This is a genomic window from Ignavibacteria bacterium (assembly GCA_017303675.1).
Classification (GTDB): domain Bacteria; phylum Bacteroidota; class Ignavibacteria; order Tepidaquicellales; family OLB5; genus OLB5.
The window spans coordinates 1,822,951-1,835,527 of the sequence record JAFLBX010000001.1; the positions used below are offsets into that span (position 1 = coordinate 1,822,951).

The window sequence follows — 12,577 nt, forward strand, 5'->3', positions numbered from 1 at the left end:
TAACCGGTTTTAATTTCCGCTTAAGACTTCTATTACTTTCTTTTCTATTTCACTGGCTTTAAACGGCAATCCCTGTACCTTGTTCATTCCAATAGCGTCAACAAGGAACTCAGCCCTTATTATCTTCCTCAGTTGTCCCAGGTTCAGCTCAGGTATAAGCACTTTATTGAACTTGCTTAAAACCTCGCCAAGATTTTTGGGGAACGGGTTCAGATATTTAAGATGCAGCCTTGATACATTGTAGCCTTTGGCAAGCAGCCTTTCGCGGGCTGTTGTTATAGAGCCGTATGTGCTGCCCCAGCCTACAATTAACAGTTCGCCTTCTTTATCGCCTTCAACTTCTGCAAGCGGTATATGATTTTCAATGTTCTTTACTTTTTCCGCTCTAAGCTTAACCATGTATTCGTGATTCTGCGGGTCATAGCTTACATTGCCTGTTATATGCTGCTTTTCAAGACCGCCGATCCTGTGTTCAAGTCCGGGTGTGCCGGGCTTTACCCAGGGCCTTGCAAGGAATTCATCCCTCTGGTATGGATGGAAGCCTTCTTTCTTGGTCCAGTATTCGCCTTCAATTATCGGAAGCTCGCTCTCATGCGGAATTCTCCACGGCTCTGCGCCGTTTGCGATATATCCGTCTGAAAGGAATATTACCGGTGTCATGAACTTGCATGCTAACCTTGCAGCTTCAAATATCATCATAAAGCAATCAGCAGGAGATGATGCCGCAACTACCGGAACGGGGCATTCGCCATTTCTTCCAAGTATTGCCTGGAAAAGATCAGCCTGCTCTGTTTTTGTAGGTAATCCCGTGCTGGGTCCGCCTCTTTGTATATCAGCAATTACCAGCGGCAGCTCTGTCATTACTGCAAGTCCTATAGCTTCTGATTTCAGAGCCATACCAGGACCGCTTGTGCTTGTAAAAGCAAGCGAACCGCCGAATGATGCGCCTATTGCTGCGCAGATCGCGGCAATTTCATCTTCAGCCTGGAATGTTTTTACTCCGAAATTCTTGTAGCTTGAAAGATCATGCAGAATGTCACTTGCAGGGGTAATAGGGTATGTGCCTAAGAACAGTGGAAGCCCGCTCTTAAGCGATGCCGCCAGTATTCCCAGCGCTGTTGCGTGGTTGCCTGTAATATTCTTGTAAATTCCCTTCGGTAAGTTTGCAGGCTTTACTTTGTAGCGTGTTGTGAAAATTTCTGCGGTTTCACCGAAATAATATCCTGCCTTTAATGCTCTTATGTTCGCATCAGCAATAACCGGTTTCTTTTTGAACTTATCTTCAAGCCAGTGCATAGTAACATCAAGCGGCCTGTCATAAAGCCAGTATGTTAAGCCAAGCGCATAGAAATTCTTGCACCTGTTGGCATCCTTGGCTGTTAAGCCAAGCTCTTTAACGGCGTTATTGGTGGCTTTAGTTATCGGAACTTTGATAAGCTTGTAGGCGGTAAGTGTGCCGTCTTCCAGCGGATTTGATTCATACCCGGCAAGATGTAAATTCTTTTCAATAAATGCGTCTTCATTGGCAATAATTGTGCCGCTTGGCTTAAGATCCTTTAAATTTACCTTAAGCGCAGCAGGATTCATTGCAATAAGCACATCGGGTTCATCACCGGGAGTGAAAACATCCTGGCTTGCGAACTGTATCTGAAAACCGCTTACACCGAATAAAGTACCTGCAGGGGCTCTTATTTCCGCGGGAAAGTCCGGGAATGTGCTAAGGTCATTGCCGAAAAAGGCTGATGTATCTGTGAATCTTGATCCGGCGATCTGCATTCCGTCGCCTGAATCACCTGCGAATCTGATTGTCGCGCTTTTTAAAACCTCAACGGTTTTTTCCATTATTTATTTTTTGCTCCTAAAGAAACGATTGAGCTGTGAATCGCAGCCCGGATCTAAAACAGCCGGGCTTGTAATACAATCTAAGCTTCTCTCGCAGAAGGAAGCGTTATGCTTCCTCTTTTACAACTGAAACGTTTATTTGCGCCATAACGTTTCCTGCAAGCTTTATATCAACGGTTCTTGAACCTATTTCTTTGATAGGCTCCTCCAGCAATATGTTTCTTTTATCTATAGTGTAACCTTTATGAATAAGTGCTTCAGCAATGGTACCATTGGTTACTGAACCGAAAAGCTTAATTTCATCGGCTGCTTTTGCCTTTATTTCAAGCTGAACGCCTGAGAGCTCGCCTGCTAACTTCTGTGATTCGGCGATTACTTTTTCAAGTTTCTTTGCCTGCTGTTTTTTTATCTCGTCCAGGACTTTCATGTTGCTGGCATTTGCTTTCATAGCAACACCGTTCGGGATAAGGTAATTCATCGCAAAGCCGTCTTTTACATTAACTACTTCACCGGTTTTACCTAATTTATCGTGGTCTTGTTTTAATATTATTTTCATTTGGTATTTATCAGAAAAAAACGCAGGCATCCAAACAGGATGCCCGCTTAGTTTATAAATTCTTTAGCTGGTTGGCGCAGATGAGTCGCCCAGAAGCGCTGTATCCTCAGGGGATAAGTGCTTTTCAAATGAATCATCTTCAAATGTCGATGGTTCATCATGATGCTCTCCGGAGCCGGGTCCTTTTTTATTCAGGAATTGTATCCTGCGCGCCTTTATTTCTACTATGGTTTTACTGTCGCCTTTTTCAGTCTTGAATGTTCTTGACTGAAGCTCGCCTTCTACTAAGCAGGCGTTGCCTTTTTTAAGCTTGTCTCTGCAGCTTTCCGCAAGTTTATTCCATGCAACAATGCCAACATAACAAACATCCTCCTGCCATTCATCTTTGCTGTCGCGGTACCTTCTGTTAGATGCAACTGAAAAGTTCACAACCGGTGTGCCGTTTGTTGTCTGTCTGAATATTGGGTCCTTTGTAAGGTTCCCTGCAATAATTACCGAATTTAGTTCGGGCATCTTTAAATCAGCCATTTGTTCCTCCGATGGTTTCGGTTAAATGTTAATTGTTGACTAAACTTGTTTTATTCAGTGGTCTTAGCTTCTGCAACTGTGTCTGCTTCGGCTGACTGCTGCTGCTGCTGTAACTGCTGCGCTGCAGCTTCCCTTTCCTTCATGATCTGCTCTTTTTTAACCAGGTAAGCATTACGCTCATCAAGTGTCTTTTTATCGAAAGAAACCGTTAAAAACCTCAGGATATCATCATCCAGGTGGTATGCTCTTTCAAGCTTCGCAATTACGGATGGATCTGCAGTGAATTCTATGGATACATAGGAGCCTGTGGGTTTCTTTTTTATCGGATACGCAAGCTTCCTTCTGCCCCATTTCTCTGTTTTTATTACTTCTCCTTCATTTTTTTTGAAGAATGCAGCATATTTGTTGACTATCGCATCAACTCTTTCGTCTTCTAAGATCGAGTCAACTATAAAAGTCGTTTCGTAATACTTGTGTGCTTTTGTGCTCATTAAATTATGTTAAATTTTAGCTACTAATATAGGTTTTTGTCATTTAATTTTCAAGGCAGGAAAATACGGGGAATTTTTCAGTTTTTTATGGATTTACCGCGAAATTTTCACGTTGCGATGCTTGGCAGAACCCATAACTGAACCACTGTCAAAGTAAGTTCTGCGACTTCCAGGCTTCGTTAATGATTAAATAGTTGTCGCCCTGAGCGGAGTCGAAGGGCAGTAATGCTTGAGTAAACCTTCCCGGCTGTAAAAGCAAAACCTGCCGGGTCTCCAAGACCCTGCAGGTTTATGAATGATTCTAAACTTCATTTTCAAGAAAATGCTTCAGGCATTTTCGTCCCGAAGGGACTCCTTCGGAGCAGACCCGCCTTGGCGGGATCACTTTATCAAAACCATCTTCTTGGTTTCAGTATAGACGTCCCGCTGGGACGTTTCAGCTTTGATAGAATAAAAATACAACCCGCTCGCTAAATTACTGCCGTCAAACATCATTTCATAACTCCCCGCTTGTTTAAATTCGCTAACACTGAATACCTCTTTGCCAAGAAGATCATATATCCTTATTGATACATTTGCATCCTTTGGTATTCCAAACTGAATATTTGTAGTTGGATTAAAGGGATTAGGGTAATTTTGGAATAGAAGAAATTCTTTAAAAATAATATTACCTATTTGTTCTATTAAAGTAATTCCTCCATTAGTAGTTTTCAGAATTGTCCCATCCTGACCAGCAGTAAATGCCGTTAAAGAATCAATAAAATATATTGATTCAAGATTACGGATTGTACCTGAAAATTGAGATCCCCAATTCTCCCCTCCATTTGTTGTTTTAAGTATCACACCATTCCAACCCGAAATATACCCCGTGTTAATATTTATGAAATGAACACCATCTAAGTGTGTATTAGTACCCGAATTTTGAATAATCCAATTGACGCCACCATTTATAGTTTTTATTATTGAGCCATTTACTCCTGTAATATATCCAGTGTTTGTATCAGGAAAAGAAATCGATAACCACCTTTCATTAACATTAGTTGTAAGTGGATTCCAGTTAACTCCCCCATTAGTAGTTTTAAGGAGAATTGAACTATTTGTAAATCCTCCGGCTATAAAACCCGTATTGGAATTTAAAAAATAAACGCATTCAAGACTATTGGTAGTTGTACCTGAACTTTGTTGAAACCAGTTAATTCCGGAATTAGTAGTTTTTAAAATTAGACCAAATTGACCGGAAACATAACCTGTATTCACATTAGGAAAATAAACTGAATAAAGTCTTTTATCTGTTCCCGGATTATGGTTTGCCCAGGTTATTCCTGCGTTTGTGGTTTTTATAATTAAACTTACAGTAGATGTAGAATTTACTCCAACAGAATAACCGGTATTAGGATCAACAAAATAAATTGAATTATAACTTCCTTGTATTGTCTGGTAAGTCCAATTTAAACCGGAATTTGTAGTCTTGATAATACTGTTATTAGATCCTGCAGCATATCCGGTTAGGCTGGTAGTAAAGTAGATTGATGTAAGATAATCATTTGTCCCGGATGTTAATGGAAACCACCCTTGTTGTGAAAATGAATCCTTATGAATATTCAAAACAAAAATTGCTAAAAATAATAATTCTATTTTTTTCATTAAATATTTTTAGATAACAATGTATTGTAAGTACAATTTAAAGATAGAGTTTTATTAAAGCAACAGAATTACCTGGAAACTGCTACATGAATTCATAATTTTTAGAAGAATTTATAGTATCAGAATATAGTAAAAAGACTAAAAATTACCATTACCCTTGCATTTGCCATACGCATATATTATATTATACTATATGCATTATGCATATAATGAACCAATCCCTTTTATCATGAATTACTTAAATAATTGCGCATCCTTTGGCAGAAAAAATCTGCCGGTAAACCGAATTATTAGAAACCACAAAAATTACACAGAACCGAAGCATTCTAACTTTCCAGCCAATGGATATAAATACCCCATCGGCTGGAATAACGCCAAATCCGTTACAGATTTGGCAATCTAATCGGTCAATCATTCATTTTTTTCCCAATTACTGGAATTCTAATCGTTCAATTTAGTATATTAATTATTTATCAAATTTAGAGGTAAAATGAAACCAACAACGGATTTAAAAAATTTTGTCATCCTGAGCGAAGCGAAGGATCCAGGAGTAGAAACCTCAATTTTTCCAATTATCACCAAGCTCCGTAGGAGCGATATGTTTGTAGAATGGAATAAACCGCATTAATGAGCTCCGTAGGAGCGATATTCGCCGCCGTTGGTGTTCTCACCAACGGCTCACTCAATATAAGATTTTAAGAATAGCAGAATCATCTTTTAACGATAACAATTATTTTCTCCTTTAACAGTATGATTTTGTCGTTGGTGAGAACACCAACGACGGCTTTTCAAATTATCACCAAGCTCCGTAGGAGCGATATGTTTGTAGAATGGAATAAACCGCATTAATGAGCTCCGTAGGAGCGATATGTTTATAAAATTAAATAACAAGCTATGGCACACAAACAAATTCAACAACAATTCTCAAAACAAATTATTCCAAAATCAATTATTCATAATGAGAAAATCTAAAGTCCTAAAATTTCAACACAGTTGCAAAATGAATATTCATAATGAAACTTGTTTCAAGATGAATAAATTCATTTTGAGAAAGTTTCACTTTCAAATAATAAGCTGTTTTCGCCAAAACTGCTCCCCAAAACCCGTAAAAAAAATGTTCAATTTTTCATAATGAGAAAAACTTAAAATAGAATCCAAAATTGAATAAAAAATCATAAAAAATTTAAAAACTATATTAATAAAAATTAGATGCATCAGGGGGTAAGCCCGTTTTTCTTCATTTTTTATTCTTTAAATTATCACGATTTTTGGAGTTAAATCAATTCTGAATGCCCAGGAAAGCCATAATAAAACCAGATAAACCGGTTAAGAAAACTGCTTCAAAAACCGGTAAAAAAAGTACTGCCAAACCGGCAGGCACACGCCTGCAAAAGCACGATACTAAACAGGATTACATAGAAGTTAAAGGCGCGCGTGTTAATAATCTCAAAAACATCAGCGTTGATATTCCCCACAACAAGTTTGTGGTAGTTACCGGCTTAAGCGGCTCAGGTAAAACATCACTTGTCTTCGATACAATTTACGCCGAAGGCCAGCGCAGGTATATTGAAAGCATGTCATCTTACGCCAGGCAGTTCCTTGAGCGTATTAACAAGCCCGATGTTGATTCCATAACGGGACTCGCGCCTTCAATGGCTATCGAAGTAAAAACCTCCTCCCGCAATCCAAGGAGCACTGTCGGCACATCAACAGAAATTTATGATTATCTCAGGCTGCTCTTTGCCAGGGCGGGTAAAACATACAGCCCTATAAGCGGAAAAGAAGTGCAGCGTGATACAATTGAAGGGATATTAAAGTTCATCAGTACCCTTAATGATAAGATCAGGCTTTATATACTTTTCCCCATTCATACCCATGAAAAGAAATCTGTTAAGCAGGAGATCGAGAACCTGATACAAAAAGGGTTCATAAGGATATTTGACGGTAAGAGTATTATTGACCTTAACCAGGGATATGATGAAAAAAAGCTGAAGTTAAAGGATATAAAAGTTGTTGTTGACAGGCTTGTACTGAATAAAACCGATGAAGAACAGATTCAGCGGATAGCCGGCTCACTTGAACAGGCTTACGTTGAAGGTGATGGCTATTTGTTTGTTATGACGGAAAACTCTAATGAAGTAGAAAAAGAAACACACCCCGGCGCTAAAGCGCCACCCTCCCGCCAAGGCGGGATAAACTTCTCAAGAGGGGAATATAAAATCACTCCCTTCAATATGCATATGGAATCCGATGGAATCAGGTTCGAAGAACCTGAGCCGCTGATGTTCTCCTTCAATAATCCGATTGGCGCTTGCCCAAAGTGTCAGGGCTTCGGTGAGACCATTGATATAGATGAGAACCTTGTTGTGCCGGACAGGAACAAATCAATCTTTCAGAATGCTATACACCCTTTTTCAACTCCAAAACACAGCAAACATTTAAGCGATCTTATCTTTGAAGGAAAGAAAAATGATGTGCGTGTTCATGTTCCTTTTAAAGATCTAACCAAAGAAGAAGTTGATAAGGTTTATAAAGGCATGGGTGAGTATATCGGTATAAATAAGTTCTTCAGGATGGTTGAGCGTGAAGCTGCATATAAGATACATTACCGCGTACTGCTGAGCCGCTACCGCGCGTACACAAAGTGCACGGAGTGTGAAGGCTCACGCCTGCGCAAAGAAGCGCTTTATGTTAAAGTTGCAGGCAAAACCATCAAAGACCTGGTTCAAAGCAGCATCGAAGAGCTGTATTACTTCTTTAATGATGTAAAGCTTGATAAAATGCAGGCTGAAATTGCCGGAAGGATACTTGAGGAAATACGGAACAGGCTTAAATACCTGTTCGAAGTAGGGCTTGGTTACCTGACAATTGACAGGCTCACCAGCACACTCTCAGGCGGCGAAAGCCAGCGAATAAATCTCGCAACTTCGCTCGGTTCATCGCTTGTCGGTTCCATTTACGTTTTGGATGAGCCAAGTGTAGGCCTGCACCCTCGCGATAATGAGCGCCTGATAAGGATACTGAAATCACTCCGTGATATCGGTAACTCTGTAATAGTTGTTGAACATGACCCCGATATGATAAACTCAAGTGATTATATAATTGATATTGGACCTAAGGCGGGTGAGCTTGGCGGTGAAGTTGTATTTGCAGGTGATATCAGTGAAATCGCAGCTTCAAAGGAATCACTAACTGCAAAATACCTTACCGGTAAAATGAAAATTGAACTGCCTGCAAGAAGAAGGGCAGTGAACGGGCATGTTATTTCCATAAGGGGTGCATCTGAAAATAATTTAAAAGACCTGAATGTAGATATTCCGTTAGGCGTATTTGTTTGTATTACGGGCGTCAGCGGTTCGGGTAAATCAACCCTGATAAGCGATATACTTTACGGCGCTATAAAAAAACGGCTTGAAGGAATATATAATGAGAAGATTGGACAGTACCGTGAAATCACGGGGCATCAGCATATCAATGCTATTGAGCTTGTTGACCAGACACCGTTAGGCCGCTCACCCCGTTCAAACCCAGTGACCTACATGAAGATCTTCGATCTGATAAGGGATGTTTACGGCAGCTTGCCTGCAAGCAAGCTGCGGGGATTTTCAGCGGGTAACTTCTCATTCAATGTGCCCGGCGGCAGGTGTGAAACCTGCGAAGGCTCAGGTGTAATTAAAATTGCTATGCAGTTCATGGCTGATATTTATCTTGAGTGCGATGTATGCAAAGGCAAACGTTACAAAAGCGAGATACTGGAAGCTGAATATAAAGGCAAGAATATAAGCGACGTGCTGCAGTTAAGCATAACAGAAGCAATCGCATTCTTTAAGGAATTTCCGCGCATCACCGCCAAGCTTAAGATACTTGATGATGTGGGACTTGGCTACCTGCGGCTGGGGCAATCAGCCACAACGCTCTCAGGCGGTGAAGCGCAAAGAATTAAGCTTGCTTTCCACCTCTCATTCCAAACAGCGGGCGAAAAGACCCTCTTCATTTTTGATGAACCAACCACAGGTTTACACCTGTATGATATATCAAAGCTTCTAAAGTGTTTTAATGAGCTTATTGCCAAGGGTAATTCAGTAGTTGTTGTAGAACACAACCTTGAGGTCATTAAGTGTGCTGATTATATTATTGATATCGGACCTGATAGCGGTAACCGCGGCGGCGAGGTTGTTGCAAAAGGTACTCCCGAAGAAGTAGCCAAGTGTAAAAATTCATTTACTGCCGGATTTTTGAAGAAGATGCTGAAGTGAGGTATACATTTTGTTCGTGTCAGTTTTGTTCGTGTCAGTTCCTCAGAACTGACACATTTTTCGTCAGGATTGAGGACCTGACAAAAACATAAATAGCCACTCTCCCCCTAATAGTGGGAGCTGGAGGGGGGTAAAATATTAAATAAAATATTTGCCACGACCTTTAGGTCGTGGATAACTTTTTTGTAAAATTAGGGCTTTAGCCCCTAATTAATTTTTTAAAGTTTCCCAAACTGGAGTTTGGGAAACAGAAAACAAATTCTTCAGATCTTTTTACTAATGCTCCTCATTGAAAAGTTGTAATACGGATTTTGAAAACGCCCTTGAAACAAGCTACATCTTATTCAGCTCCTCATGCAGCAGATTCACCTCGTTCCTTAAAAAATTTACGTCTTCATCAAGGAAGTGCCGGGCCAATTGACGGGCGCGTTTAACGGAGTTCATGTTAATTTCTGATGTGATCAGATCCTCATCAAAGAATTTCGCTACCTTATCAACATTACCAAATGGATCTACTATTTCGCTTCCGCCCCAGAAATTCACGCCGTCCTCATATCCAACCCTGTTGCAGAATACAAGGTATAATGAAAGGAGTCTTGCATATGCCTTATGCTGCTCTGAATTTATTTCGTAATTCTTAAGTATCTTGCTTTTTGAGTTCAGTGCAAGCCTTGTTGGTGATACGGCGATACCGATTATCAGCTTAGCCCCTTTTAATGCCTGAAGCAGCGGCAGTGAAATATGCCAGAGGTCTTCGCATACCAGCAAGCCAAGCTTACCGAACTTTGTATCATGCACATCAGCCTGCCTGCCGCGGGAGAAGTATCTTATTTCTTCGAACATGCCGTAATCAGGCGGGTAAACTTTCTTATGTGTGAACTGAAGCCTGCCGGCTTCGAAGTAAAACGCGGAATTGAATATCCCGTAATTATCGTCCTCTTCAATTCCCCCGCATACGATTGTGATCTTCTTTGATCTCTGCCTTAACGGCTCAAGCAGCTTGCTTGTGTATGGATTCAGCGCCATCTCCAAGTTCAGATCTTTAACTGAATATCCCGTTAATGAAAGCTCAGGGAATACAACTATATCTGATCTTTTGGCAATAGCCTTATCAATATACTTTAAATGAAGCTTTATGTTCTTTTCAATATCACCCAGTACCGGTGATATTTGAGCGCACGATACTTTGAATTTCATATGTTCTTATTATATGTACAAATATACTTTATACCCACAAATATACTTATATGTACTATGATTTGAAATCAATGTTCTTTAACATAATACAGCAGTGGAGCAGTTTTTTAATTTTTGCCTGCAAACAATATTCTGATCGCACCGGATATCTTCAGGTTTATTTTAAGCCATAAAAGCAAAAGGCTTCTGCCGAAGTGTTTTTCAAAATACTTCGCGCAGTCATCGTTCCAAATCCTTATCATGTTAGCCCGGTCTTTTTTAATGCTGGCGCCATGCTCGTGGGTAACAACAGAAGAGGGGAGAAGCCGAATTTTAGACCCTGAATCATAAACCTTTTTACACAGGTCAACATCATTAAAGAACATTCTGAAGCGCTCATCCATATTACCTGTTTTGGCCAGAAGCTCAGCGCGTATCATGAATGCAGCAGCCATAGGCTGCTCAATATCCTGTTCAAGTGAATAGTCCAGGTATTTCGCTTTCCATGAGCCAAATAGTTTTGTATTGGGGAAAATGTATGCAAGCAGACTGAACTCACAGAACATTCGCCAGTAAGTTGGAAAGTTTCTGACGGAATACTGAATGCTGCCATCAGGATTTTTCATCAATGGCGCGCATGCCCCGTAGGTTGGATTGGATTCCAGAAAATCATACATCACTTTGATGCTGTTTTTTTCCAAAACTGTATCCGGGTTCAATAGTAACACATATTTACCCTCCGATAATTTTATTCCCTGGTTTACAGCCTTTGTGTAACCAAGATTTTCGGGATTCTTAACCGTATTAAGTTTTGGGAAGTTGATCTTATTCACAAGCTCAAAGGAATTATCAGAGGAATTATTATCAATTATGATCAATTCCGTGTTAAGGTTTCCGGATGCATCAATTACTGAATTTATGCACTTCACAATTTCATCAGCGCTGTTCCAGGTTACTATTATTACCGAAATATCTTTCATGTGAGGTACTAACTTAATTTAAAAAGTGAAATAATGAAACAGCGAAAAAGATAAATAGCGGGATGGTAAGATAGTGAATTAATAAAATCCTGAATCAGGGCACAAATTATCCAATACTTAAAAAACGGGAAAGACCAAAGTTTCACAAATTCACCATATCGCTATTTCACGGTTATTTGAATTGTAACTCTATGCAATAATGAATAATTTGCCAAAATTAACTGATAATTATGCCAAATACATCTAAAAAGAAAAATATTTATTCAGGGAAATCACCCAAAAGCTTTAAATTCAAACATATAATTTACAAAAAAGAGGGCTATAAAGCTCTCATTACCATAAACAGGGTTAAGGTTCTTAACTGTCTGGATTTAACAACCATCCATGAGCTAACCGCTGCATTCAAGGATGCTTCGTGGGATGATAATATTGCCGTCATAATACTCACCGGTGCCGGCAAACAGGCCTTTTCAACCGGGGCTGACCTGAACGAGCAGCAGGAGTATTTTCTGGGCAACCCGAATGATTATTATAAATGGATGTATGAATTTATCCAGCTTCACGAAGTGATGCGCAATGTTGGCAAGCCAACAATTGCCAGGCTCAACGGTATAGTTGTTGGCGGCGGTAACGAGCTTAACATGAGCTGTGACCTTGCTATAGCTGCAGATCATATCTACATCAGGCAGGTTGGCGCAGCAAGAGGCAGCGTAGCTGCCGCAGGTGCAACTCAGTTTTTACCTATTATGGTTGGCGATAGACGCGCCCGTGAAATATTATTCCTTTGTGAAGAGATACCTGCTGCAAAAGCGCTGGAGTGGGGACTTGTTAACCAGGTTGTTCCTTACGAAAAATTAGATGAAGCAGTTGAGATCATGGCAAAGAAGCTTTATAACAAGCTGCCTGAGTGCCTAAGATATACAAAGCAGCAATTGAACTTCTGGCGTGATCTTTCATGGCATACAACTATTGGACATGCCCGTGACTGGCTCTCACTTCATAACCTGAGCGGAGAAGTAAAAGAAGGCATCAGCGCATTTAACCGGAAACGCGGAGTGAACTATAAAAAAGTCCGAAAAACCAAGTAAGCTTATTTTATTTTAA

Annotated in this window: 9 protein-coding genes; 2 read left to right on the forward strand and 7 right to left on the reverse strand. The window is 40.1% G+C overall.

Annotated elements, in window-relative coordinates; all coding sequences use genetic code 11:
- Positions 1-9 precede the first annotated feature (9 nt).
- The 5 genes from J0M37_08135 to J0M37_08155 form a co-directional block, all read right to left on the reverse strand.
- Entirely contained in the window at positions 10-1,842 is a 1,833-nt protein-coding gene (locus J0M37_08135; GenBank protein MBN8585051.1) for a 2-oxoacid:acceptor oxidoreductase subunit alpha, read from the reverse strand.
- Positions 1,843-1,948: 106 nt separating this feature from the next.
- Positions 1,949-2,398 (reverse strand): 50S ribosomal protein L9, encoded by a 450-nt coding sequence (locus J0M37_08140; protein ID MBN8585052.1) that lies wholly within the window; start codon positions 2,396-2,398, stop codon positions 1,949-1,951.
- Positions 2,399-2,461: 63 nt separating this feature from the next.
- Complete coding sequence (locus tag J0M37_08145; GenBank protein ID MBN8585053.1) at positions 2,462-2,926, reverse strand: single-stranded DNA-binding protein; 465 nt, start codon at positions 2,924-2,926, stop codon at positions 2,462-2,464.
- Positions 2,927-2,976: 50 nt separating this feature from the next.
- Positions 2,977-3,417, reverse strand: coding sequence for a 30S ribosomal protein S6 (gene rpsF / locus J0M37_08150; protein MBN8585054.1), 441 nt, complete (start codon positions 3,415-3,417; stop codon positions 2,977-2,979).
- Between the two features lie 381 nt (positions 3,418-3,798).
- Positions 3,799-5,061 carry a T9SS type A sorting domain-containing protein gene (locus J0M37_08155; GenBank protein MBN8585055.1) on the reverse strand — a complete coding sequence of 421 codons (1,263 nt, stop codon included), beginning with the start codon at positions 5,059-5,061 and terminating at the stop codon, positions 3,799-3,801.
- Positions 5,062-6,350: 1,289 nt separating this feature from the next.
- Between J0M37_08155 and uvrA the strand changes: the two genes are divergently transcribed.
- The gene (uvrA, locus tag J0M37_08160; GenBank protein ID MBN8585056.1) at positions 6,351-9,317 is read left to right on the forward strand and encodes an excinuclease ABC subunit UvrA; all 2,967 of its coding nucleotides are present in this window, start codon (positions 6,351-6,353) and stop codon (positions 9,315-9,317) included.
- 333 nt (positions 9,318-9,650) lie between these two features.
- Here the strand turns inward: uvrA and J0M37_08165 are convergent, their stop codons facing one another.
- The gene (locus tag J0M37_08165; GenBank protein MBN8585057.1) at positions 9,651-10,514 is read right to left on the reverse strand and encodes an acyltransferase; all 864 of its coding nucleotides are present in this window, start codon (positions 10,512-10,514) and stop codon (positions 9,651-9,653) included.
- A 107-nt stretch (positions 10,515-10,621) separates the two neighbouring features.
- Complete coding sequence (locus tag J0M37_08170) at positions 10,622-11,473, reverse strand: glycosyltransferase family 2 protein (GenBank protein ID MBN8585058.1); 852 nt, start codon at positions 11,471-11,473, stop codon at positions 10,622-10,624.
- A 230-nt stretch (positions 11,474-11,703) separates the two neighbouring features.
- Between J0M37_08170 and J0M37_08175 the strand changes: the two genes are divergently transcribed.
- Positions 11,704-12,561, forward strand: coding sequence for an enoyl-CoA hydratase/isomerase family protein (locus J0M37_08175; protein ID MBN8585059.1), 858 nt, complete (start codon positions 11,704-11,706; stop codon positions 12,559-12,561).
- Positions 12,562-12,577: the final 16 nt, after the last annotated feature.

What these genes read in the sequence shown, in the direction of transcription:
- uvrA (MBN8585056.1), top strand. Translation starts at nt 6,351, where the DNA reads ATGCCCAGGAAAGCCATAATAAAACCAGATAAACCGGTTAAGAAAACT.
- rpsF (MBN8585054.1), bottom strand. Translation starts at nt 3,417, where the DNA reads ATGAGCACAAAAGCACACAAGTATTACGAAACGACTTTTATAGTTGAC.
- J0M37_08175 (MBN8585059.1), top strand. Translation starts at nt 11,704, where the DNA reads ATGCCAAATACATCTAAAAAGAAAAATATTTATTCAGGGAAATCACCC.
- J0M37_08140 (MBN8585052.1), bottom strand. Translation starts at nt 2,398, where the DNA reads ATGAAAATAATATTAAAACAAGACCACGATAAATTAGGTAAAACCGGT.
- J0M37_08145 (MBN8585053.1), bottom strand. Translation starts at nt 2,926, where the DNA reads ATGGCTGATTTAAAGATGCCCGAACTAAATTCGGTAATTATTGCAGGG.
- J0M37_08165 (MBN8585057.1), bottom strand. Translation starts at nt 10,514, where the DNA reads ATGAAATTCAAAGTATCGTGCGCTCAAATATCACCGGTACTGGGTGAT.
- J0M37_08170 (MBN8585058.1), bottom strand. Translation starts at nt 11,473, where the DNA reads ATGAAAGATATTTCGGTAATAATAGTAACCTGGAACAGCGCTGATGAA.
- J0M37_08135 (MBN8585051.1), bottom strand. Translation starts at nt 1,842, where the DNA reads ATGGAAAAAACCGTTGAGGTTTTAAAAAGCGCGACAATCAGATTCGCA.
- J0M37_08155 (MBN8585055.1), bottom strand. Translation starts at nt 5,061, where the DNA reads ATGAAAAAAATAGAATTATTATTTTTAGCAATTTTTGTTTTGAATATT.